This is a genomic window from uncultured Oscillibacter sp. (assembly GCF_910584465.1).
GTDB lineage: Bacteria > Bacillota > Clostridia > Oscillospirales > Oscillospiraceae > Oscillibacter.
Map to the genome: position 1 here is coordinate 1 of NZ_CAJUBK010000009.1, position 22,698 is coordinate 22,698.

The 22,698-nt window shown below is 65.6% G+C and carries 27 protein-coding genes; 9 read left to right on the forward strand and 18 right to left on the reverse strand.

Annotated features, from left to right (window positions below):
- Positions 1 to 192: 192 nt before the first annotated feature.
- From QZ332_RS04010 to QZ332_RS04060, 11 genes are all read right to left on the reverse strand, one after another.
- Positions 193 to 339, reverse strand: a complete 147-nt coding sequence (locus tag QZ332_RS04010; RefSeq protein WP_295762580.1) for a hypothetical protein — start codon at positions 337 to 339, stop codon at positions 193 to 195.
- Positions 340 to 422: 83 nt separating this feature from the next.
- Positions 423 to 1,172, reverse strand: a complete 750-nt coding sequence (locus tag QZ332_RS04015) for a lytic transglycosylase domain-containing protein (RefSeq protein WP_295762582.1) — start codon at positions 1,170 to 1,172, stop codon at positions 423 to 425.
- A complete protein-coding gene (locus QZ332_RS04020; RefSeq protein WP_295762584.1) occupies positions 1,169 to 1,351 on the reverse strand; it encodes a hypothetical protein in 183 nt (60 codons plus the stop codon). Before QZ332_RS04020 ends, QZ332_RS04015 begins: the two co-directional genes overlap by 4 nt.
- Positions 1,348 to 1,968 carry a hydrolase gene (locus QZ332_RS04025; RefSeq protein ID WP_295762586.1) on the reverse strand — a complete coding sequence of 207 codons (621 nt, stop codon included), beginning with the start codon at positions 1,966 to 1,968 and terminating at the stop codon, positions 1,348 to 1,350. Before QZ332_RS04025 ends, QZ332_RS04020 begins: the two co-directional genes overlap by 4 nt.
- Before the next feature lie 12 nt (positions 1,969 to 1,980).
- Positions 1,981 to 2,928, reverse strand: a complete 948-nt coding sequence (locus QZ332_RS04030) for a DNA cytosine methyltransferase (RefSeq protein ID WP_295762589.1) — start codon at positions 2,926 to 2,928, stop codon at positions 1,981 to 1,983.
- Positions 2,925 to 3,209: a hypothetical protein gene (locus tag QZ332_RS04035; protein WP_295762592.1), complete on the reverse strand. Its 285-nt coding sequence runs from the start codon at positions 3,207 to 3,209 to the stop codon at positions 2,925 to 2,927. The genes QZ332_RS04030 and QZ332_RS04035 overlap by 4 nt, the downstream gene beginning before the upstream one ends.
- A gap of 13 nt (positions 3,210 to 3,222) precedes the next feature.
- Complete coding sequence (locus QZ332_RS04040) at positions 3,223 to 3,573, reverse strand: hypothetical protein (RefSeq protein ID WP_295762595.1); 351 nt, start codon at positions 3,571 to 3,573, stop codon at positions 3,223 to 3,225.
- A complete protein-coding gene (locus tag QZ332_RS04045; RefSeq protein ID WP_295762598.1) occupies positions 3,574 to 4,266 on the reverse strand; it encodes a hypothetical protein in 693 nt (230 codons plus the stop codon). It lies immediately after the preceding gene.
- A gap of 135 nt (positions 4,267 to 4,401) precedes the next feature.
- Entirely contained in the window at positions 4,402 to 4,686 is a 285-nt protein-coding gene (locus QZ332_RS04050; RefSeq protein ID WP_295762602.1) for a hypothetical protein, read from the reverse strand.
- Positions 4,687 to 4,690: 4 nt separating this feature from the next.
- Positions 4,691 to 5,245 (reverse strand): hypothetical protein, encoded by a 555-nt coding sequence (locus QZ332_RS04055; RefSeq protein ID WP_295762604.1) that lies wholly within the window; start codon positions 5,243 to 5,245, stop codon positions 4,691 to 4,693.
- 46 nt (positions 5,246 to 5,291) lie between these two features.
- Positions 5,292 to 5,930: a hypothetical protein gene (locus QZ332_RS04060; RefSeq protein ID WP_295762607.1), complete on the reverse strand. Its 639-nt coding sequence runs from the start codon at positions 5,928 to 5,930 to the stop codon at positions 5,292 to 5,294.
- Positions 5,931 to 6,147: 217 nt separating this feature from the next.
- Here QZ332_RS04060 and rpsT point away from each other — a divergent pair, with 217 nt between their 5' ends.
- The 6 genes from rpsT (at position 6,148) to QZ332_RS04090 (ending at position 10,049) form a co-directional block, all read left to right on the forward strand.
- Positions 6,148 to 6,411 (forward strand): 30S ribosomal protein S20, encoded by a 264-nt coding sequence (rpsT, locus tag QZ332_RS04065; RefSeq protein WP_293279654.1) that lies wholly within the window; start codon positions 6,148 to 6,150, stop codon positions 6,409 to 6,411.
- 126 nt (positions 6,412 to 6,537) lie between these two features.
- Positions 6,538 to 7,332 carry a TatD family hydrolase gene (locus QZ332_RS04070; protein ID WP_295762610.1) on the forward strand — a complete coding sequence of 265 codons (795 nt, stop codon included), beginning with the start codon at positions 6,538 to 6,540 and terminating at the stop codon, positions 7,330 to 7,332.
- Positions 7,329 to 8,225: a hypothetical protein gene (locus tag QZ332_RS04075; protein ID WP_295762613.1), complete on the forward strand. Its 897-nt coding sequence runs from the start codon at positions 7,329 to 7,331 to the stop codon at positions 8,223 to 8,225. Before QZ332_RS04070 ends, QZ332_RS04075 begins: the two co-directional genes overlap by 4 nt.
- Before the next feature lie 11 nt (positions 8,226 to 8,236).
- Entirely contained in the window at positions 8,237 to 9,106 is an 870-nt protein-coding gene (locus QZ332_RS04080) for a hypothetical protein (RefSeq protein WP_295762616.1), read from the forward strand.
- 22 nt (positions 9,107 to 9,128) lie between these two features.
- Positions 9,129 to 9,749 carry a TatD family nuclease-associated radical SAM protein gene (locus tag QZ332_RS04085; protein ID WP_295762619.1) on the forward strand — a complete coding sequence of 207 codons (621 nt, stop codon included), beginning with the start codon at positions 9,129 to 9,131 and terminating at the stop codon, positions 9,747 to 9,749.
- 60 nt (positions 9,750 to 9,809) lie between these two features.
- Positions 9,810 to 10,049 carry a GlsB/YeaQ/YmgE family stress response membrane protein gene (locus QZ332_RS04090; RefSeq protein ID WP_295762621.1) on the forward strand — a complete coding sequence of 80 codons (240 nt, stop codon included), beginning with the start codon at positions 9,810 to 9,812 and terminating at the stop codon, positions 10,047 to 10,049.
- Between the two features lie 53 nt (positions 10,050 to 10,102).
- Here QZ332_RS04090 and QZ332_RS04095 read toward each other — a convergent pair whose 3' ends face one another.
- From QZ332_RS04095 to QZ332_RS04125, 7 genes are all read right to left on the reverse strand, one after another.
- On the reverse strand, positions 10,103 to 10,501 hold the full coding sequence (locus QZ332_RS04095) for a VOC family protein (RefSeq protein ID WP_295762624.1): 399 nt from the start codon (positions 10,499 to 10,501) through the stop codon (positions 10,103 to 10,105).
- 134 nt (positions 10,502 to 10,635) lie between these two features.
- Complete coding sequence (locus QZ332_RS04100; protein ID WP_295762626.1) at positions 10,636 to 11,892, reverse strand: acetyl-CoA C-acetyltransferase; 1,257 nt, start codon at positions 11,890 to 11,892, stop codon at positions 10,636 to 10,638.
- 248 nt (positions 11,893 to 12,140) lie between these two features.
- Positions 12,141 to 13,151 carry a peptidylprolyl isomerase gene (locus QZ332_RS04105; RefSeq protein WP_295762629.1) on the reverse strand — a complete coding sequence of 337 codons (1,011 nt, stop codon included), beginning with the start codon at positions 13,149 to 13,151 and terminating at the stop codon, positions 12,141 to 12,143.
- Between the two features lie 230 nt (positions 13,152 to 13,381).
- Complete coding sequence (gene mfd / locus QZ332_RS04110) at positions 13,382 to 16,882, reverse strand: transcription-repair coupling factor (RefSeq protein ID WP_295762632.1); 3,501 nt, start codon at positions 16,880 to 16,882, stop codon at positions 13,382 to 13,384.
- A 15-nt stretch (positions 16,883 to 16,897) separates the two neighbouring features.
- A complete protein-coding gene (gene pth / locus QZ332_RS04115) occupies positions 16,898 to 17,494 on the reverse strand; it encodes an aminoacyl-tRNA hydrolase (RefSeq protein ID WP_295762635.1) in 597 nt (198 codons plus the stop codon).
- A gap of 205 nt (positions 17,495 to 17,699) precedes the next feature.
- Positions 17,700 to 18,656 (reverse strand): ribose-phosphate pyrophosphokinase, encoded by a 957-nt coding sequence (locus QZ332_RS04120; protein ID WP_295762637.1) that lies wholly within the window; start codon positions 18,654 to 18,656, stop codon positions 17,700 to 17,702.
- 73 nt (positions 18,657 to 18,729) lie between these two features.
- Positions 18,730 to 19,182 carry a hypothetical protein gene (locus QZ332_RS04125; protein ID WP_295762639.1) on the reverse strand — a complete coding sequence of 151 codons (453 nt, stop codon included), beginning with the start codon at positions 19,180 to 19,182 and terminating at the stop codon, positions 18,730 to 18,732.
- Positions 19,183 to 19,530: 348 nt separating this feature from the next.
- Here QZ332_RS04125 and QZ332_RS04130 point away from each other — a divergent pair, with 348 nt between their 5' ends.
- The 3 genes from QZ332_RS04130 to tpiA all read left to right on the forward strand — a co-directional run bounded on the left by QZ332_RS04130 (position 19,531) and on the right by tpiA (position 22,646).
- Positions 19,531 to 20,037, forward strand: coding sequence for a tRNA (cytidine(34)-2'-O)-methyltransferase (locus QZ332_RS04130; RefSeq protein WP_295762642.1), 507 nt, complete (start codon positions 19,531 to 19,533; stop codon positions 20,035 to 20,037).
- Positions 20,038 to 20,085: 48 nt separating this feature from the next.
- A complete protein-coding gene (gene pgk, locus QZ332_RS04135) occupies positions 20,086 to 21,366 on the forward strand; it encodes a phosphoglycerate kinase (RefSeq protein ID WP_295762645.1) in 1,281 nt (426 codons plus the stop codon).
- Positions 21,367 to 21,872: 506 nt separating this feature from the next.
- Positions 21,873 to 22,646 (forward strand): triose-phosphate isomerase, encoded by a 774-nt coding sequence (gene tpiA, locus QZ332_RS04140; RefSeq protein ID WP_295762648.1) that lies wholly within the window; start codon positions 21,873 to 21,875, stop codon positions 22,644 to 22,646.
- Positions 22,647 to 22,698 lie beyond the last annotated feature (52 nt).

Sequence of the window (22,698 nt, forward strand, 5' to 3'; positions counted from 1 at the left end):
TGGCCAGGACCTTGCGCGGCATGACCTCCCGGCGGGCCTGGATATACCAGGACTGTGTGTAAATGGACATGACCCCGCCCTTGCTGTTGACGGTGTACCCGCCGCCCTTATAGGCTCTCTTAATGGCCCGGACCACCCCGGCCTCATTGATCAACATTTTTTCATCCCCTCTCTAAATGATGTAAGGTATTTTCACCGGCACGTCCCCGGCTCCGCTGCCCACACCTGGGCGTCCATAATCTCTGTCCAGTCACACCGCCACACCTCCGCCGCGTTTTGAATAGCGGTCAGGTTGGACAAATGGGGGACCACCACGGTGCCGTGGACCGGGTGGACCACTCTGGCCCTGCCTGGGGCGCTCCAGCGGCTTTCTCTAGCCCTCTGCGCGGCGGCGGCCAGTGTGCGGGCGCGTTCCGCCGGATCTACTCCCCGGCCCATGCGTTCACCGTACACTCCCAGCGTTCCAGGGCCTCCAGCACGGCGTCCGTGTAGCTGTTGGAGGTGATCCCGGCCTCCCAGGCCGCCCTCGCTCCGGCTTGTCCTCTGTTGTATGCCATGGCCACCATGGCCACGTCCCCGTATTCCGCCAGGTATTTCCCCAGCTTATAGCACCCGCCGGCTATGTTGCCCTCCGGGGTGATGGGGTCCAGGCCGGTGGCGGCCTCCAGTTCCGCGTGATATGACCCGTCCGGGCCGGGGTTCAGCTGAAAGATCCCCACCTCCCCAGCGGGTCCAATGGCGTCCATGTTGAACTGGCCACGGGTTTCCCAGTCCGCCACGGCCAGCGCCAGGGGATAGGGGCACCCATACAGGTGGCAGTAGGTCCGCATATAGTCCTGATACTCCCAGGACAGGGGCACCGCCACCGAAAAATAGCCCTGGGCCTCCAGCGCCTCCCCGATCCGCTGTTTCTCCGCCGGGTCCGCCGCCGCCCGGTACAGGGCCGCGAACTCCCAGGCGTCGCCCACCAGCAGGGTGGCAGTCGGTTCCTGTTCCACGGTGAAAATCACGGCGACCCGCTCCGCTTTCGCCGCCTCTCTTGCCTCTCTGCTGGCGTCCATGGCCATGGCGGCCAGGATCAGCGCCACAATGGCCAGCCCCAGCGCGATCACCGGGACCGCCCGCCGGACCGCCTCCAGCTGGTCCACGGTTTCAGCGCGTTTTCTTCTCATTTTGGCTTGTCCTCCTTTTTCCTGCGGGTGGGCCACCCGGTCACGTCATACAGGATCCCAAACCGGCGGCGGCCACACTCCGCACAGGTGATTTTCTCACACCGCCCGGCGGCGGGTTTCACGGTCTTGCCCCTGTCCTCCAGGGCCACGGCGCAGGGCTTACATAGCAGCTTTTTCACTCCGCCGCGCTCCTTTCGTCGATCCAGGCGGCACACATATCCGCCTCCTGCAGACGCCACACCCACGGCGTCAGGTCCATGGCCTCCGTCATGGAGCGGGACCCGCCTTTCACCGCGTCGTCATAGGCCCCCATGTGCCACCGGATGGCCAGGGCCTCCTCCTCGGTCAGCGCCATGTGGCTGGTGATCAGAAACAGGCTTTTCTCCCCGCGGCCCAGCGGGAACGGGTCCCGGAACTCATACGGGGCCATGGTGTCCAGCTTGCCCTCCATGGCGGCCTTGAACGGGTCCGTCTGGTGGTACACACCCACCTTGCACACGTCATGCAGCAGGCCCAGGATTGCCACGGTTTCCCGCACCTCCTCCGCTAGAAGCGTCCCGTCCGTCCCGCCGAATACGTCCAGCGCTGTGATCTCCAGCAGGCGCTTGTATACGTTCAAGCTATGGACCGCCAGCCCGCCCGGCTGCGCCAGGTGGTGCTTGCTGGAGGCCGGGGCCGTGAAAAAGTCCGTTTTGCAGTCCAGCCAATAAATCATGGCTGCCGCGCCGTCCCTCCTGATCGTGCTGCTATACACTGCCAGAAAATCCGCCTTGGGATCCCTTGCAATATGTTCCATGTTGCCCTCCTATTATCGAATTTTGCTGAATATCTCAGCGATCACGGCGGCAGTCCAGCCGTTTCCGATTGCCTTGACCCGCTCTGCCCTGGTGGCCGCTCCCCGTGCTGTGTAGCCGTCCGGCAGGGTCTGGAGGCGTTCCAGTTCTGTCATGGTGTATTTTCTGATCACGCCGTCGTGGTACACGCACCCCTCGCAGTCACAGGCCAGGGTGTTGCTTTTCCCTTTGACCACGCGGCCCCGGCGGGTCTTTGACGTTGGAAATGCCAGGTTGATCCCGTCGCCCTCCTCCGCCACGATGTAGCCCGCCCGCGTGGCCTGTTTCACCCGGACCTCACCGCCCACCACGCTGACAAGGCCGGCGGCGGCCTTTGGTATGTCCGGGTCGAACAGCAAGCCGTCCCGCCCCCAAAATTCGGACGTGTCCACGTCCCGGTCGATCACGTCCAGCAGGCGGATTTCTCGGTCCTCCGGTTGCTCCACGCCTGGGATATTGGTCCAGTATGTACGGGGGCGGTTTTGTGCGCTCACCAGCTTGCTGTTTATATGGATAGGCTGGACCCCCAGCGTTTCGGTGATCACGGCCTCCCATTCCTTTTTCATGGCCACGTTTTCCAGCAGGAACAGGGCCGCCCGATTTTTGCCCCACAGTTCCGCCAGCACTCTGGCGAACTCAAAAAACAGGGCGCTGCGCGGGTCGTCGAAATTCAGGTGCTGCCCCGCCCTGGAAAACCCCTGGCACGGACTTCCACCGATCAGCAGGTCAATGGGCGGCAGGTCCTGCGCCCTCACTTTCCGAACGTCCCCCAGGTAGGTGATCACGCCCGGCCAGTTTGATATGGAGATATCCATGGGCGCGGCCTCCACCTCACTGGCCAGATACTTGTCCACTTTTACCCCGGCCATTTCCAGGGCCATGCGGCCCGTGCTGATCCCGTCGAACAGGCTTAAAACATTCATACCCCTGCCTCCTTCCATGTGGCCAGAGCCAGGCCGCCGGCGTCCGTTTCCCTCTCTATGCGGCGCCGTGCCGGTAGGTCCGCCCATGGGCATGTCCGCCGGTGGGGGATAAAGGCCACGGGGAGGACCTGGCGCTCCTCCTCCGGTCTGGCCTGCCGCCCGGTGATGGTTGCGCCCATATCGTCCAGGAACGTGTCCGGGCCGCCGTCCTCGATCACAAAAACGGGATCCGGGTCAACGGGGACCGGCTTGCCCTCCAGTCTGGTGATCCAGTCGATCACCTGGCCACAGAATTTACACCGCGCCACAGGCCGCCCTCCTCTCCACTTGGATCTGGCGACACTCCGCCGCCGTGGTGAACTCCTCCACCATTCCCCGCTTCAGCAGGTCCTTGGTGTCCAGGTCATGGACCACGAGGGAAACCTGCGGCCCGCAAAACTCCTTTTTTTCGATGGACAGCAGGGCCTTTCCCGCACAGGTGGAGAAAAAAGCCACGCACAGCAGGCCGTCCGCGTCCGTCCATTTCAGCCACCAGTCCGGTGTCCTGTATGCCTTGGTGAACTCCACCCGGCGCATGGGCGGCAGGTCCTCAAATTTGCCCACCAGCTTGTATAGGCTGGTTTTGTTGGCCTTCAGTCTGAACATTTACCCCAGCACCTCCCGAAACCAGGCCGCGATCCGCTTTTCGTACTTTTTACGGGTCCGCTTTTTCTTTGTGTGGAGGTAGCGACGGGCCAGTTCCGGCTTGAATATCCGCGCCGTATGTATGGCCAAGGCCAACTCGATGGAGTAGATAACCCGCTCCAGGTCCTCCGCCGCCACCTCCACAGTTATGGACATATCGCCCCATATCTCCGCCAACCTCTCCGCCGCCTTGTCCGCCTCCTCCGCAGTTGCACCACCCGCCGAATAGTCCGGCGCGATCTCCGGCAGGGGGTTGCCGATCTCCACGGGTTGGCCGTCAAGATAGGCCACCTTGGGGCCGCTGTTGCTGTCAGGTCCACTTGGCCACCCCTCCCCGCGCTCATATCCCAGCATGATATTGTGGCCCATGTCGCCCAGGCTGTGCGCCAGGACCTCCAATTCCAACAGGTCCCGGTATTTCAGCCCCATGTCGTCCAGGCGGGCGTGGAACTTCTTTGCCCGCTCGGTCATTTCCCGGATGGCGGCCTGCTCCTTGGCCACGTCCTCCGCGTCATAGGCCGCCTGCAGGTCCTCCAGTTTGATCTCCCCGGCGGCGATCTTCTGGCAGAACTCCATGGCACCGGCCAGGTCAAAGTCCTGGCGGGACAGGGCACTTACCTGCTGGGGGTTGTTGCTCATGGGGTAGATTGCCACGAAATACCGCTATTCTCTGCCCCTGGTCTGCAGTTCGTCCTTTCGAATCCAGAACTCCATACCATTCTGGCGGCCCCGCAGGGCACCATGCCTGTCCTGGAACTGGATTTCCTTCCTTTTCGCCATGGCGTCCTCCTATCTTCCGGCGGCCTCCGCCGCCTGGCCGCTGTCGGTGGGCTGTCCGGCCCGCTTGCCCCGTTTCTCCAGCGATTGCTGCACCCGCAGCTGGGCCACATCCGCGCTGTACCGCAGGCGCTGGTCCGGCAGGCGGGTCCCGTCCTGGCCCCTGGTCAGTTCCTTATAGACCACATGAACAGACACGCCCGTGGTTTCGGAAATTTCTTTCGGCGTCCGCCCGTCCTCCCACAGCTTTTCAATTTTCTGGCGGTCTTCCAGGGTCCTGAAAGCATAGTCAGCCATATTTTCACCCCTTCCCCTTTGCCAGTTCTTTCAGTTCCTCAACCTCTTTATAAAGTTCCTGGCGGCGCTTGTCCGTAATCATGCCCAGTTGTTGGGCCATATCCAGCGCCCCAATATAGGACCAATACCACGCCAGCCTGCCGTCCCGCGTCTTGCTTTCGCTTTCGGACCGGATTTCCCGTTCCGCCTCCTCCCGCATGGCGGTGATCAGCTTTTCCACGTCCTTGTCCATGTCTTTCCAGTTCGTCCCGCAGTTGGGGCAATAATCAAACGGCGGCGTGTACTTGCTGCACACGGGGCAGGTTTCCCCATGCTCGATTTGATACAGGATCGCAACGTCGCCTTTCTGGTCCTCCTCCAGATACAGGCCGCCACCGTCCACGGTCGCCTCGCTGCAATTCAGCAGAATGGCATAGTGGCCGCAATACCGCTGGCTGTCCTCATACCGCAGCAGGTCCTCGATTTCATTCAGTGTCAGCTTGCCGCGTTTCTTTTCAATCTTTATGGCCGGGCGGTCCATGTAGTCGTAGATCCACGACATTTCAATACCGCGTTTCATGTGTTCCCCTTTCGTACCCTTGTAACCTCCGGGGCGGGCTTTTGGTTTATCGGTACTGTGCGCCCAGCAGGCCGCAGATGGAAGTGGGGAGGTCAAACGGGATCGCGTGTCCCTTATACACCTTGTCCAGCATGGCGTTGATTCCCGCGATCATCCAGTCGTCCACGTCCTCCTCCATGTTCGTCAGGATATTCACCGCCTCGATACAGTCCGTAATGCAGCCCATCATAACGCGGGCGTTGTTTTCGGCGGTCAGCACCATGCACTTAATTTCCCCGCCCTCCGTCGCGGCGCCCTGCATTTCTTTCACGGCGGCGTCCTCGCGCTTTTTATTGTCCAATTCATGGACATATTCCTTGGTGTAATAGTAGGTAAACCGCTGGATCCGCTTTGCTGTTTCGCGCCGCTCCTCTTTGGTGGCGCTCCCGTCGTCCTCGGTTTCCTCCGCGCTGTCGCTGGTGGTGGCCTCCACCGGGGCCTTGATCCAGATGTTCACGTTCTTGCCGTCCGGCAGGTTGACCTCCAGGCGGTTGCCCAGGTCACTGATCCAGGCGTTCATACCGGCGGCGGTGCTGTAATAAATGGGGTAGCCCGCCCGTTCGCTGCGCTCGGTGCTATACTCATAATCGGTGTGGAAAATCTTTCCTGCCTCTGTCCAGGCGTCTTTAATGCTTGTAACTGTCATTTTCAGGCCCTCCTCGCACATTTTGGCGGTCGTATGTATAAAAAAATTAGGTTACACTCGGTCGCTTGACCTTGTGTAACCTAATATTAACGCCTGCCGACCAGAAAAATATGAAAAAAAACCCTTGCTTTTTGGAGCTTCCCCTGTTAGAATATAGATTTGTACGGTAGGGTCTCCCCTGCCCACATAAGATCAACGGCCAAAGGAGGTGTTTGGTTTGCCGAATATCAAGTCTGCCAAGAAGCGCGTCCTCATCGGGAAGGCGAGGAACGCCCGCAACAAGGCCACGAAGTCCGATCTCAAGACCGCGATCAAAAAGTTCGAGGCCGCGGCGGCGGAGGGCAATCGCACCGATGCCGATGGCGCTTACAAGGTCGCGGTGAAAAAAGTCGATCAGGCTGTGGCGAAGGGCGTTCTGCACAAGAACGCGGCCGCTCACAAGAAGAGCGCCATGACCCTGAAGCTCAATCGGATCGGTTGATCCAACATATCCCCGTCTACGGGGTATTGACGCCTTCCGTGTGAACGCCCGGAGGCCGTCAGGCCGAAAGGGCATCCGTCCGGATGTCCTTTTCGTTTTGCCCGGAACGACGAAAGGAGGCCCCCTATGCCTATCTTCGACACCCACGCCCACTACGACTCCGGCAGTTTCCGTGACGACCGGGAGGAGGTCTTGTCCGCCCTCCCCGCCGCGGGGGTGGGACTGGTGGTGGACCCCGGCTGTGAGCTGGAGAGCTCCAGGGCCGCTGTGGCCCTGGCGGAGGAGCACCCCCATGTCTACGCCGCCGCCGGCATCCACCCCTCCGACTGCGCCGGGACCGGGGAGGCGGAGCTCGCCGCCCTCCGGGAGCTGTGCGGGCATGAGAAGGTGGTGGCCGTCGGGGAGATCGGACTGGACTACTACTGGAAGGATGGCCCTCCCAGGGATCTCCAGCAGACCGTCTTCCGGCGGCAGATCGAGCTGGCCATCGAGCTGGGCCTGCCCGTCATCGTCCACGACCGGGAGGCCCACGGGGACTCCCTCTCCATCGTGACGGACTATCCCGAGGTCCGGGGGGTGTTCCACTGCTTCTCCGGCAGTCCCGAGATGGCCGAGGCGCTTTTGAAGCGGGGCTGGTACCTGGGCTTCGACGGGCCCATCACCTATAAGAACGCCCAGAAGGCCCCGGAGGTGGCCGCCGTCACGCCGCTGGAGCGGATCGTGGTGGAGACGGACGCCCCTTACCTCTCGCCCGTCCCCTTCCGGGGGAAGCGGAACGACAGCCGGAACCTGCCTCACATCATCGAGAAGCTGGCGGAGTGGAAGGGCGTGAGCCCGGAGGAGCTGACCCGGATCACCTGGGAGAACGGCCTGCGGCTGTTCCCGAAGATCAAAGAGACTTATCGCGAGGACAGCGAATGAAAAAGACATCCCCCCTCCTGCTGGCTCTTGCGCTTTTGGCGGGCTGCGCGGCGCCCGCCCCAGAGGGACCGGAGCCTTTGCCGGACGAGCCCCCGGCGGAGGCGGGGACACCCTCCCTGCCGGAGCCCCGGCAGCTGGAGCCGATCTCCGCCCCTGCCGTGGTGACGGAGGGGCGGGCCCCGGCGGAGGACTATGATCTGCCGCCCCTTCCCCGAGATACGGACTGGAGGACCTATCGAAATAACGCGGAGCGCTGGGTCACCGACGGCCCAAGCATCGCTGTCCTGGCAGAAGACCGGGAGGCGGACGCAGTCCTTTACGGTCTGCCCCTGTACGCCGACACCTCCCAGGAGACCGCCCTCATCCGCTGGGGGGACTGCCTGGCGGAGTTCGACTGGACGCTCTTCCCCGGCCCCAGCATGGCCCTTCCTCAAATAAAGGGGCTTGATACCGGCCTTGGAGTAGAGGAGCTCGCCGTCATCTGCCAGGTGGGCACCGGCACGGGGGTCTCCATTGCGGAACTGCATATCCTGGAAAAGGGCCCCGACGGGACTTTGACGGCTCACACCTTCCCCGAGAGCCTCTGGCAGGAGGAGCTCCCCAAGCTGTTCGACACCGCTGAACTCAACGGGCGGACCTTCGCCATACTGGGCCATGAGCTGGTAGAGTTCCAGCATGAGGGATCGGAGCTGGACCTGGAGTCGGCTTCCTTCGGCATGATCGCGGACTTCGAGACAACGGACTGGGGCGGGCTCCGGTTCCGGGGCGCGTTCTGCCTGAGCCCGCCGGACAGCGCCGCCCCCTGCTATGTGGCGGAGACTTCAGCCGAAGTCCTTCTGGAGGACGGCGTGTTCATCCTGCAAGACCTTCACCTTTACAGCTATCATCAATAGAAAGGATCCGCATGAAAAAATGGACCGTTGCCCTCTCCCTCCTGCTGGCCTTGACCAGCTGCGCCTCCCCCGCCCCGGCGGAGCCGGATGCCCCGCCCGAGGAGCCTCCGGCGGTCTCAGAGACCGCCTCTCTCCCCGCGCTGACCCCGCTGGCGGAGCTCACCACCCCCGCTGAGATCACGGAGGGCCGGGCTCCGGCGGAGGGATATCAGCTGCCTCACATTCCGCCCCTGGGCCCTTTCACGGATGACGACTTCCCGGTGCTGGCGTCGGAGCTGCCGGAGGCGGACGCCGCTCTCTACGGCCTCCAGTGGGACAAGGCCCTCATCCGCTGGGGAGACAGTCTGGCGGAGTTCGACTGGCCCTGGCTGACGTCCCAGCAGATCCTCCCCCGGCTCTACTGCTTCGATCTGGACGATGACTGGGAGGACGAGCTGATCGCCGTCTGCCACCCCGGCACCGGGACTGGGGTCTCCGTCGACGAGCTGCACGTCCTGGAGAAGGGCCCCGACGGGACCCTGACGGACTGCGCCCTCCCCTGGGAGTTTTTCAGAGAGGACCTGAGCGAAGCCATGTCCGTGGAGACGGTCAACGGGCGGACCTATTCCATCCTGGGGGCGGAGCTGACGGACATCACGGAGCTTTTGCAGGAGCAGGAGGAAGGGGACCCGGCATGCATCGAAGGGCTCTGCGCCGGGGACATCGTCAGTTTCGAGGTCATCCCGGAGCCCCTCTTTTACGGGGAGAGCCTCCGCTTCCGCGGGTCCGCCTGGCTGGACGGCGAAGGCTTCCATCCCACGCTCTCCTACGCGGCGGAGGTAGACGCGGTGGTCCGCTATCAGGACGGCGTGTTCACCCTGTCCCAGATCCATCTGAGCTGACGACGAATAAGGAGCGATATCCATGGAAAAAGGCTTCACCATCACCTATGAGTACGGGGAAAACCTGTATGTCAACACCACGAACCGCTGCAACTTCAACTGTGAGTTCTGCCTCCGGCACAACGGGCACGGCGGCAGCATCTACACCCACAACCTCTGGCTGGAGCGGGAGCCCACCCGGGAGGAGATCTTGGCGGACATCGAGGCCCGAGACCTCTCCAAGTACGGCCAGCTGGTCTTCTGCGGCTTCGGCGAGCCCAGCTACCGCATCGACGACATCTGCTGGGTCATCGACCAGCTCAAGGCCAAGGGCAAAAAGCCCTTCACCCGCATGGACACCAACGGCACCGGCAGCCTCATCCACGGCCGGGACATCGCGCCGGACTTCGCCGGGCGGTTCGACATGGTGTCCATCTCCCTGAACACCGACACGGCGGAGCGATACGACGCCCTCTGCCACCCCGCCCAGGCGGGGGCCTACGAGGCCATGAAGTCCTTCGCCAAGGAGCTGCGGCAGTATGTGCCCACGGTGATGATGACCGTGGTGGACACGATCCCCCCGGAGGAGATCGAGGCGTGCCGGAAGATCTGCGAGGAGGAGATCGGCGCGGTCTACCGGGTGCGAAAGTATATCGAAGATTGAGGGGGCTCCCTCCAATACGAACGACCGTCCCGTTCTCGGGACAAGAAAGAGAGGAAGGCTATGTTCCATCTCCTTGGTTCCTTGATCATGGGCGCCCTGGTGGGCACCATCGCCGGGAAGCTGATGGATGCCGAGGGCGGACTGCTCCGCAGCATCCTCATCGGCATCGTCGGCTCCGTCGTGGGCAGCGCGGTCTTCGGCCTGATCGGCTTCTACGCGTACGGCTGGATCGCCGGCCTCATCGTCGACGTGGCCGGCGCGTGCCTGTTCATCTGGCTGGGACGGAAACTGTTCCGCTGAACCGCCGGCAAAAGGGGGAGCGCTTCCACCGAAAGGTGGAAGCGCTCCCTGCTTTACAGCATATGCAGCAGCTCGATCTGCTCGCCCGAGGGGCCGGTGAAGAACCAGTTCTCCAGGCCCCCGAAAAGGTCCGGCAGGACCTTCTTCTCCGGCGTCATGAACGTGTCCACTCCCGCGGCCCGGATCTTGGCGGCGGCGGCGTCCAGGTCGTCCACCAGGATGGCGATATGGGGGATGCTCCCCTCTCCCATCTGGACCGGCGCAGGGCTCCGGATCAGCTCCAGCGTGATGCCCCCGAAGGAGACCAGCGCCAGCTCCTTCTCCCCTCCCGGCGTGGGCACGCTGCCCCGGGCGGTCACCTCGCCGCCCAGCGCCTCATAAAAGGCCGCGCTCTCCCCGATGTCCCGGGTGTATATGGCCACATGGCCCAATCCTTGAAAATGTCCTCCCATGCGTCCCTCTCTCCTCGATATCGAAGAGGGGCCCGAAGGCCCCTCTCCTGCTTTGCCGCCGCTCCGGCGGCCTGCCGTCAGGCCGCCGGAGGAGCGGACGTCCTCTTGACCGCTCCCCTCTCAGGGGGAACCGCTCAGCACTTCTCGAACACGGTGGCGACGCCCATGCCGCCGCCGATGCAGAGGGTGGCCAGGCCCTTCTTCGCGTCGTCGCGCTTTTGCATCTCGTGCAGCAGCGTGACGATGATGCGGGCGCCGGAAGCGCCGACGGGGTGGCCCAGGGCGATGGCGCCGCCGTTGACGTTGACCTTCGCCATGTCGAAGCCCAGCTCACGGGCCACGGCGATGGACTGGGCGGCGAAGGCCTCGTTGGCCTCGACCAGGTCGATGTCGTCGATGGTCACGCCGGCCTTCTTCATAGCCGCGCGGGAAGCGGGCACGGGGCCCACGCCCATGATCTTGGGATCCACGCCGCCCTGGCCCCAGCCGATCAGCTTGGCCATGGGCTTCAGGCCGTACTTCTCCACGGCCTCGCCGGAGGCCAGGATGATGGCGGCCGCGCCGTCGTTGATGCCGGAGGCATTGGCCGCGGTGACGCGCTGCTGGCCCTTATCCTCGGTCTCCTTCTTGCCGGTGACCTCGAAGGTGTGCACGACCTGGGGCTCCGGAGACTCGGGGCCCACGGGGAACGCGCCGCGGAGCTTCGCGATGCCCTCGGCGGTGACGCCGGCCTTGGGGAACTCGTCGACCTTGAAGTCCACGACCTGCTTCTTCACCTTCACGGGGACGGGGACGATCTCCGCGTCGAACCTGCCGGCCTTCTGCGCGGCCTCGGTCTTCTGCTGGGAGGCGGCGGCGAACTCGTCCTGCTCCTGGCGGGTGATGCCCCAGATGTCATTGATGTTCTCGGCGGTGGTGCCCATGTGATAGTTGTTATAGGCGTCCCACAGGCCGTCCTTGATCATGGTGTCGACCAGCTTCTTGTCGCCCATGCGGGCGCCCCAGCGGGCGTCCATGGAGGCGAAGGGAGCGGCGCTCATGTTCTCCGTGCCGCCGCAGACGACCACGTCCGCGTCGCCGGCGAGGATGGAGCGGGCGCCCTCGATGAGAGACTTCATGCCGGAGCCGCAGACCATGCCCACGGTGTAAGCGGGGACGGAATAGGGGATGCCGGCCTTGATGGAGACCTGGCGGGCCACGTTCTGGCCCTGGGCGGCGGTCAGGATGCAGCCGAACATGACCTCGTCCACGTCCTCGGGCTTCACGCCGGCGCGGTTCAGGGCCTCCTTCACCACGATGGCGCCCAGCTCGGCGGCGGGGGTGTTCTTCAGACTGCCGCCAAAGGAGCCGATGGCGGTACGGCAGCAGTTCACGACATAAAGATCTTTCATGATGTTCCTCCGTTTTGTAATATTTTGGCAGCTCGGCGGGCCGCCGGGGTCTCAACGGACGGGGCGGGACGGACCGCGGACCTTTCGACGCTCCGCCGACCGCCCTCTTCTGTTTATCATTATAGACAGTTTCCCCGGCCCCGTCAATGGGCTTTCGTCAGGTTTTACAATTTCGTTAAATCTTTGACGACTTTGCCAAAGTTTTCGTCAAGGTGACGAAAACTCCGTCCTCCCCCGGCGCCCGGCCCCTACGCATCCTCCTCCCGCAGTCCCAGGAGCGCCTCGTCGAAGGCGGAGGCATCCAGCCGGTCGTAAGCGGGCGTCGTCCGGATCAGCGCGTCCTCGGTCGCCTCCTGGAGGAGCCGGTCGAACGCCTCCCCCGCCAGCGCCGTGCCGTCCGAGGCCAGGCGGCGGAGGATGGAGAAGCCCTCCTCCGACTCCAGGATGCCGGACCACTGGCCCTCCTCCAGCGCCTGAGCGGCTTCCTCCAGGGCAGGCGGCAGGGTCCCGTCCCCCGGCAGGAACGACCGGGGCCCTGCCGTATCGGCCCCCTCCGCCGCCAGGAGCGGGAAGGCCGCTCCCGGGTCTTCCGCGCTGTTCAGGCGGGAGAAGACCGCCGCCGCTTCCTCCCGGGCCGCCTCCCGGTCCTCCCCCGCGCCGATCAGGATGCGGTCCACCGTTAGGCCCTCCGCCGGCTCCAAGAGCTCCGAAAGCTCGCTGCCCTCCGTGAGGACGAGCTCGTAGAGCTTGGCGTAGAGCATCCCCACCTCCGCCAGCTCCTCCGCCCGGAGGCGGTCCAGCCCCAGGTCCGCCAGCTCCCCCAAATAGGCTTCCTCTCCCCCGTGGGCCTCCGACTGCTCCTCCCAGAGCCCGGTCAGGGACGCCCGCTCCTTCTCGCTCAAGACGCAGCCGTACCGCTCCGCCCAGTTCTCCACGGTCGCGTAGAGGGCCGTGTCGGCCAGGGCCTGATCCTTGGCGTAGTCCGCCAGGGTGCCCCCGGTGACCGGTGCTCCCCAGTCCAGCGCCATCCCGCCGTCCTCATATTTCTCCCGGATCTGGTCGCAGGTGAAGGCCAGCCAGTAGAGATACCGCCACGCCGGGATCTCCCGGCCGTCCACGCTCAGGAGGATCGTCTCCTCCGCCAGCTCCGCCGCCCGGCCCAGCAGGGAGGCGTCCTCTCTCCTCCCCTCTCTTTCCAGGGCGCAGCCGCTCAGCCCCACGCAGAGGGCCAGTGCCAGCGCCGCCGCCCGTTTCCTCATCGCTCCCACTCCTCCCCTTCCAAGGTCGTCCACTCCCACTATATGGGTGAGGCATGGGGGATATGACAAGGCGCGGGGACATGGCGTCCCCGCGCGCAGGCTGTCGAAAACGAGAGGGACCCTTCCTGGGTCCCTCTCGTGACGCTCTTCCTCCCCGTCGAGGAAGGTCTCGCTGCTTTCGCGACGCTCCGGAGCGCGGGGACGCTATGTCCCCGCGCTCCCGCCGATCCTCATCCTTGGCTTTGCAGCGCCAGATCCTCCACCAGCTCCATGGCGCTCTCCAGCGCGTCCGCGCCGGGCTTCAGCTTCAGGCTCAGCGCCGGGTCCTCCCCGGCGGCCACCGTGAGCCGCTGGCGGTACTTGTTCAGCCCGCAGACCCGCACCACCGCCTCCGGGCGGAAGACCGCCAGCTGGAAGCGGAGGACGTCCCTCTTCTGGGTGATGTCCGAGACCCCCGCCTTCGCCGCCGCCGCCCGCAGGAGGGCCACGTCCAGCAGGGCCAACACCGGCTTCGGCGCCTCGCCGTAGCGGTCCAGCAGCTCGTCCAGCAGGTCCGAGGCGTCGTCGTTGGAGCGGATGGCGGCGATGCGCCGGTAGAGGTCCATCCGCTGCTCCGGGGAGGAGACGTAACGCTCCGGGATGTTGGCGTTGACGGTCAGGTCGGCGGAGCACTCCGTCTCGATCTGCTTCTCCTCGCCCCGCTCCTCCAGGACCGCCTCCTCCAGGAGCTTCAAATAGAGGTCGTAGCCCACGCTCATGAGATACCCGGACTGCTCCGGCCCCAGCAGGTTCCCCGCGCCCCGGATCTCCAGGTCCCGCATGGCGATGCGGAAGCCCGAACCGAACTCCACGTACTCCCGGATGGCCGAGAGGCGCTTCGCCGCGACCTCCTGGAGCACCTTCCCCTTCCGGAAGGTCAGATAGGCGTAAGCCCGACGGGCGCTGCGGCCGATGCGGCCCCGGATCTGGTGGAGCTGGGCCAGGCCCATCTTGTCCGCGTCCTCGATGATCAGGGTGTTCACGTTGGAGATGTCGATGCCCGTCTCGATGATGGTGGTGCAGACCAGCACGTCCGCCTCCCCGTCCACCATGGCCCGCATGACGGAGGAGAGCTCCTGCTCGCTCATCTTCCCGTGGCCGGTGACCACGCGCACCTCCGCTCCCAGCATCTTCTGGATGCGGGAGGCGGTCAGGTCGATGCTCTCCACCCGGTTGTGCAGGTAATAGATCTGCCCGCCCCGGCCCAGCTCCTTCCGCATGGCGTCCTCCAGGATGGCCCAGTCGTGCTCCAGCACGTAGGTCTGGACCGGCTGGCGGTCCGCCGGGGGCTCCTCGATGGTGCTCATGTCCCGGAGGCCCGAGAGGGCCATGTTCAGCGTCCGGGGGATGGGCGTGGCGGAGAGGGTCAGCACGTCCACCTGGCGGCTCAGCTCCTTCAGCCGCTCCTTGTGGCTGACGCCGAAGCGCTGCTCCTCGTCGATGATCAGCAGCCCCAGGTCCTTGAAGGCCATGTCCTTTTGCAGCAGCTTATGGGTGCCGATCAGCAGGTCCACCCGGCCCCCCTTCGCGGCCTCCAGGATGCGCTTGGCCTCCTTGGGGGCGGTGAAGCGGGATAGGACCTCGATCCTCACCGGGAAGTCCCGGAAGCGGCCCATGGCCGTGGCGTAATGCTGCTGGGCCAGGACGGTGGTGGGCACCAGGATGGCGGCCTGCTTGCCGTCCAGCACGCACTTCATCACCGCCCGGAGGGCCACCTCCGTCTTGCCGTAGCCCACGTCGCCGCAGAGCAGGCGGTCCATGGGCCGGGGCGCCTCCATGTCCTTCTTGATCTCCGCCACCGCCCGGAGCTGGTCGTCCGTCTCCGCGTAGGGGAACGCCTCCTCGAACTCCCGCTGCCAGGGGGAGTCCTGGGAGAAGGCGAAGCCGGGGCGGCGCTGGCGTTCGGCGTAGAGCGCCGTCAGGCCCTTGGCCAGGTCCTTGACGGCCCTCTTGGCCCGCACCTTCTGCTTGGCCCACTCGGTGCCGCCCAGCTTGCTCAGCTTCTGGCGGTGCTCACCGTCCTCCCCGCCGCCGATGTATTTGGAGACCATGTCCAGCTGCGTGGCGGGGACGTAGAGGCAGTCGCCTCCGGCGTAGTCGATCTTGATATAGTCCTTCTCCACGCCGTCCACCGGCATCCGCTGGATGCCGGCGAAGCGCCCCACGCCGTGGTGGGTGTGGACCACCAGGTCGCCGGGCTTCAGGTCCGTGTAGGACTGGATCTTTTGGCGGTTGGAGCCCTTGTCCGGCCGGGCCTTCTTCCGGGCCGGGGCCATGAGCTGGCCCTCGGTCAGCACCGCCAGCCGGAGCGCCGGCCACTCGCACCCGGCGGAGAGCGCGCCCACCGAGATCCGGATCTCCCCCAGAGCCGGCATGGCGCTCCCCTCCAGGTCCAGGGCGGCGGGGATGCCGCGCTCCGCCAGCAGGCCGTGGAGGTTCTTCGCCCGGGCCTCCCCGCCGCAGAGGAGGAGCACGGCGCTGCCGCTGCGCCGGTACTGCTCCAGGTCCGCCACGGCGGTCTCCAGGCTGCCGCCATAGGAGCTGAGCTGCCGGGCGTCGACGCTGAGCAGGCCCCGGGGCGGGAGGGGGCAGCGGGAGGTGGGCAGGGCGTTGGCCATGATGACCGGGAATTCCGCCAGCTCGGCATAGAGCTCCTCGGCGGAGAGCAGCAGCTTGGCGTACTCCCCCGCCAGGACGCCCGCCTCCATCATCGCCTCCAGATCCTGCCGGGCCTGGAGCAGGGCCCCCTTGGCCCGCTCGTCCACCCGTCCCGCCTCGCAGAGGAACACCACGGCGTCCCGGGGCAGGTAGTGGGCCCCGGCGGTGGCCTTGGGATAGACGGCGGCGAGGTAGCGGTCCAGCCCGTCGGGGATGGAGCCGTTCCTCAGCCGCTCGCCGTCCTCCCGGAGGCGGGCGGCGGCGGGCCCCTCCTCCCCCAGCTTCGCCGCCAGGGCCAGGAGCTTCGCCGCCAGGCCCTCCAGCCCGCCCTCCGCCTGCCGGGGCAGGACCTCGGCGGCGGGGAGCAGCAGGGCGGTGTCCAGGTTCACGGTCCGGCGCTGGGTGCCGGGGTCGAAGGCCCCCATGGAGTCGATCTCGTCGTCGAAGAACTCACAGCGGACCGGCTGGTCCATCAGGGGGGAGAACACGTCCAGGATGCCGCCCCGGAGGGCGAACTGGCCCACGCCCTCCACCTGCTGGCAGCGGACGTACCCGGCGGAGAGGAGGCGGTCCGCCAGCTCCGCCAGCTCCCGCCGCTCCCCCACCTCCAGGGTGATGGACAAGCGCCTCAAAAGGTCCGGCGGCAGGGTCCGGGCCATCAGCGCGTCGGCGGTGGCCACCACCGCCGGAGGCGGCGCATCGCCGGCCAGGGCATAGAGGGCCGCCAGGCGGCCCCGCTCCCAGTCCCGGGAGGCCACCGCGCCGGGGCGGAGCTGCCACTCCCGGCTGAACAGGGCCACCGGCGGCACGCCCAGCAGGGCCGTCAGGTCCCCCGCCAGCTGACGGGCCTCCCCCTCGTCGCCGCAGACGAAGACCGCCGGGCGGCCCGCCGCCTGGGCGACGGCCGCGCCGAAGCAGGCCCGCTGGACCGGCTGGAGGCCGGTGACCACCGCGGGACAGCCGCCGTCCTCGATCCGGCGGAGGAGCTCCCCGGCCTCCCGGAGGCCGGCCAAGGTCTTCAACAAATGCTTCATGGCAGATCCCTTCGCTCAAGGCAAGGCGCGATTGAAGTCGTTCATGGCCTTCTGGCAGCCATGGACGATGATGCACTCCGCCGCCTGGATGGCCCGCCGGAACGATCCCAGCAGGATCTCCCGCTCCTTCCGGGAGGGGACGCCGATGACCCAGTCGATCATGCCGTCCTTATCCTCCGGGGCCCCGGTGCCGATCTTGATCCGGGGGAACTCCTGGGTCCCCAGGCGGGCGATGATGTCCTTGACGCCGTTGTGCCCCCCGGCGGACCCGGCGGGACGGACCCGCAGCTTCCCCACGGGCAGCGACACGTCGTCATAGATCACCAGCACATGGTCGGCGGGGATCTTATAGAACTGCGCCGCCTCCCGGACGGCCTCGCCGGAGAGGTTCATATAGGTCTGGGGCTTCATCACCAGGCACCGGGCCCCCGCGAACTCCATGATATTATATGCGGACTTGAACTTCACCTTGTTCAGCTTCACGCCCGCCTGCTCCGCCAGCAGCTCTACGGTGCGGAAGCCCATGTTGTGCCGGGTATCCTCATATCTCCGGCCGGGGTTCCCCAGCCCCGCGATCAGCCACTCCACGGAAGAGCCCTTGTTCCCAAACACAGCGGTCCCGCCTTTCCAAAAGATACTGAAGATCGTCAGATCCGGACGGTCCAATAGGCGGGGAAGTGACCCTCCCCCGCCTCGATGGCCTTATCCGATAGGTATGGATCCCCCCGCCGCGCCGCCGCCGGACCGCCCCTCTCCCCCTGCGGGACGCCGGGGCGCGGCGTGCGGACGCTCCGTGCGCCCCCCTCGGGGGACGAGATCACCGGAACAGCTTGGAGATGGAGACTTCCTGGTAGATGCGCTCGATGGCGTCGCTGAACATGGGGGCCACGGAGAGGTACTTGATCTTCTCGCTGAGGCCGGGCTTGATGGCCGGGATGGTGTCCAGCAGGGCCAGCTCCTGGATGGGGCTGGCGTTGATCCGGTCGATGGCCGGGCCGGAGAGCACGCCGTGGGACGCGCAGGCGTTGACGCTGTGGGCCCCGTTGTTCACCAGGGCCTGGGCGGCGTTGCACAGGGACCCGCCGGTGTCCACCAGGTCGTCGAAGAGGATGCAGTCCCGGCCCTCCACGTCGCCGATGACGTTCATGACCTCGCACTGGTTGGCCCGCTGGCGGCGCTTATCCACGATGGCCAGCTGCATGTGCAGCTTCTGGGCGAAGGCGCGGGCCCGGGACACGGATCCCACGTCGGGAGAGACCACCACCATGTCCTCGCAGGCGGAGCCGAACTTCTTGGCGTAGTAATCCACGAAGATGGGGTTGCCCGCCAGGTTGTCCACAGGGATATCGAAGAAGCCCTGGATCTGGGCGGCGTGGAGATCCATGGTCAGCACCCGGTCCGCCCCGGCGGCGGTGATCATGTTCGCCGCCAGCTTGGCGGTGATGGGATCCCGGGCCTTGGCCTTGCGGTCCTGCCGGGCATAGCCGTAGTAAGGGACGACGGCGGTGATGCGGCCCGCGGAGGCCCGCTTCAGCGCGTCGATGATGATGAGCAGCTCCATCAGGTTGTTGTTGACCGGGCTGCAGGTAGGCTGGACCACGAAAACATCGCTGCCCCGGACGGTCTCATACAGGGAGACGAAGACCTCGCCGTCGGAGAAGGCGCCGACCTCGGCCTCTCCCAGCTTCGTCCCCATCTGCGCGCAGATCTCCTTCGCCAGCTTCAGGTTCGCGTTGCCGGAAAACACCTTGATATCTTTCCCGTGTGAAATCATATCCTAAACGCTCTCTTTCCATGACCGTTAACCGATCATCATATTTTTTGTCCGATCGGCACATCGGACGGATCTACGCTCTCCCGCCTCTCCGCTCCAGCAGCGCCTCGATCTCGGCGATGGTCTCCGGGCCATAGACCGGCAGCCAGCCGGGGACCAGCTCCGCGCCCTGGACGTCGTTGGTCATCTTCTCCCGCCACCGCTGCGCCAGCTCGCGGCCGGAGGCGGCGTAGGCGAAGCCGGGGCCGGCCTCCGCCATCGGGAAGGCCGCCCTGGGCAGCACCAGCACCGGCTCGTCCGTGTCCAGGAAGGCCGCCAGGTCCGCCCACTGCTCGGACACCACCGCGTCCGGCGGGAGGAGCGCCCTCGCTCCCTCCGCGAAGCGGGGGCCGCAGACAGCGAAAAACCGCTGGACGCCTTCGGCCCGCGATCGGTCACACACCCAGGACAAAATGGGACGGGACAGCACGGTCTCCAGCATCAGCGGCTTGGCGCCCGCCGGGACGGCGGCGTCTTCTTCGAACATGAGGACAGCTCGCTCCGCGCGGTACATGAGCGCTCACTCCTTTGCACATTTTTACGAAAGCTGTTTCCATTATATCAGATCTTTGTGGAAAATCCAGTGGTCTTTCACATTTTGTCCCTAGAATTTTTTCCAGATCTTTTCCTATTTCTTGTCCGTTTTTGTCAGACCCTACGGAAAAGCCGGGGAGAACGGCGGGTGAGGGCCCGCATTTTCGTCGTTTCGCAGGATCTCCCCCCTCCTCCCCCACGCGCTTTCCTAGGAAATGCATTTTTTTCGCAGGATATGGTTGAATTCGTTCAGATGATAGATTACAATGATACCATTCTGAGAGGAAGCGAGGCCCGCCCTATGCTGCACGTCGTGCTGGTGGAACCCGAGATCCCACAAAACTGCGGGAACATCGCCCGCACCTGCGCCGTCACCGGGGCCAGCCTCCACCTGGTCCGCCCCCTGGGCTTCGACATCTCCCAGGACGCCATCCAGCGGAACATGAAGCGCTGCGGCCTGGACTACTGGCATCTGGTGGAGGTCTCAGACTACGATGATCTGGACGACCTGTTCCGCCGCCATCCCGAGGCCGCCGCGGACGCCTGGCTCACCACCACCAAGGCCCCCCGGTCCTATGCCGGGGCGCGGTTCGGGCCGGACAGCTGGCTCTTCTTCGGCAAGGAGACCGCCGGGCTGCCCCTGTGGTTCCGGGAGCGGTTCCGGGAGCGCTGCGTGCGCCTGCCCATGATCGGCGAGGCCCGGTCCCTGAACCTGAGCAACACCGTGGCCGTCTGCGTGTACGAGGCCCTGCGGCAGAACGGGTTCCCCGGCCTACTGGGGGCCGGGGAGATGGCCGAGAACGTTTGAACCGGCGCAGCCGCGCCGCAAAAAATAGCTTTTTGGAGGAGTTCTCAAATGAATTACAACAAGAAGACCGTCAAAGACATCGACGTCAAGGGCAGGAAGGTGCTGCTCCGCTGCGACTTCAACGTGCCCCTGGCCAAGGATGGCAGCGGCGTCATCACCGACGACAAGCGCATCCGGGCCGCGCTGCCCACCATCCAGTACCTGCTGGACCAGGGCGCCGCCGTCATCGCCTGCTCGCACATGGGCAAGCCCGTGGCCACCTTCGATTCCTATAAGAAGAAGCAGCTGGAAAAGGGCAAGGACGAGTCCTCCATCACGGAGGAGGCGTGGCAGGAGTCCCTCCGGGCCCTGCGCATGGAGCCGGTGGCCCAGCGCCTGAGCGAGCTGCTGGGCAGACCGGTGATCCTGGCCGGCGACGTGGTGGGCCCCGACGCCCAGGCCAAGGCCGCCGCCCTCCGGCCGGGCGAGATCATGCTGCTCCAGAACACCCGCTTCGAGAAGGGCGAGACCAAGGACGATCCGGAGCTGGCCAAGCAGATGGCCGCCCTGGCGGGGAGCGACGGCGTCTACGTGTCCGACGCCTTCGGCGCGGTGCACCGGGCCCACGCCTCCACCGCCGGCGTTTCCGCCTACCTGCCCGCCGTCTCCGGCTTCCTGATCCAGAAGGAGCTGGACTTCATCGGCGGCGCCCTGGCCGATCCCAAGCGGCCCCTGGTCGCCATCCTGGGCGGCGCGAAGGTCTCCTCCAAGATCGGCGTCATCAACAACCTGCTGGAGATCGCCGACACCATCATCATCGGCGGCGGCATGTCCTACACCTTCTCCGCCGCCCAGGGCGGCACGGTGGGCGACAGCCTGCTGGAGGCCGACTGGGAGGCGTACGCCCTCGACATGATCGAGAAGGCCCGGGAGAAGGGCGTCAGGCTCCTCCTGCCGGTGGACACCGTCATCGGCGACAAGTTCGCCCCCGACGCGGACAGCAAGGTGGTCGAGGCCGGCCAGATCCCCGACGGGTGGCAGGGCCTGGACATCGGGCCCAAGACCGTGGCGCTGTACCGCGACGCCGTGAAGGACGCGGGCACCGTCATCTGGAACGGGCCCATGGGCGTGTTCGAGTTCGACAAGTTCGCCGTGGGCACCAAGGCCGTGGCCGAGGCGCTGAGCGAGACCTCCGCCATCACCATCATCGGCGGCGGCGACTCCGCGGCGGCCGTGCAGCAGCTCGGCTACGCCGACAAGATGAGCCACATCTCCACCGGCGGCGGCGCCTCCCTCGAGTTCATGGAAGGCAAGGAGCTCCCCGGCGTCGCCTGCCTCCTGGACGCGTGAGGCGTCCTCCGAGGGGGAGCGGGCTCCCCCTCGTCCAGGCCCATGCCTCCCCGCCGGCCTGAGCGGATCCCCGGGCCCTCGGGGCCGTCCTGAGGCCCGGGGACCGGAAGCGGGAGGGGCCCCTCCCGGGCCCCTCTCATGACGCTCCCCCTCCCCGCCGGCAGGGCCCTCTTTGTGCCCCCGGCGCTCCGCCGGGCGGGATCCCTCCCCCCTCGGCCCCCGCCGCCGGTCCGCGGGCCGGGGCGCCGCCCTGGACGGCCGGGCTCCGTCCGGGGGCGGTCCCCAGTCCCCCTCCTCCCGCGAAGATCCATCCCGCATCCCGCGGCGGATCCCCAGGCCATATGGCGGGGAAGACGGCCCTTTTTCCGAAAAAGTTCAGGGAACATGCGTTATGCCCTTGACATTTCCGTCTATTTGGGCTATAAAATAGTTGGCAATCGCTTCAGCTGTCCCCGCGGGCCTCCGGCCTGCCATGAAATGAAAGATATAAAAGGAGATTGAAGATCATGAATCGCAGATACCGCAAAACGGTCATCGCCGGCAACTGGAAAATGAACATGACCGCCACCGAGACCAAGAAGTTCGCCGAGGATATCCGCAAGATCATGCCCCGCGCCAAGTGGTGCGAGACGCTGATCTGCGTCCCCGCCTGCAACATCTCCACCGCCACGAAGGCGTTCAAGGACCTGCGCATCTCCGTGGGCGCCGAGAACGTCTACTTCGAGGAGAAGGGCGCTTACACCGGCGAGATCTCCGCCGACATGCTCAAGGACCTGGCCGTCAAGTACGTCATCATCGGCCACAGCGAGCGCCGCCAGTATTTCGGCGAGACCGACGAGTCCGTCAACAAGAAGGTCCACGCCGTCCTGAACGCCGGCATGAACCCCATCATCTGCGTAGGCGAGAGCCTGGAGCAGCGGGAGACCGGCATCACCACCGAATGGATCGCCCTGCAGGTGAAGAGCGCCCTCTTCGGCGTCCCCGCCGACAAGCTGCGCCGCTGCATCATCGCCTATGAGCCCATCTGGGCCATCGGCACCGGCAAGACCGCCACCGCCGAGCAGGCCGGCGAGGTCTGCTCCAACATCCGCGCCACCATCCGCTCCCTGTACGGCGCCCGCGTGGCCCGCAGCGTCACCATCCAGTACGGCGGCTCCATGAACGCCAAGAACGCCGCCGAGCTGCTGGCCCAGCCCGACATCGACGGCGGCCTCATCGGCGGCGCCGCCCTGAAGCCCGACCAGTTCGTCGAGATCATCAACGCGGCCAACCAAGAGTGATGTCCCCCAAGGGGGGCCGCTCCCCCTCGGTCTCCCCCGCCGGCGGCGGCAC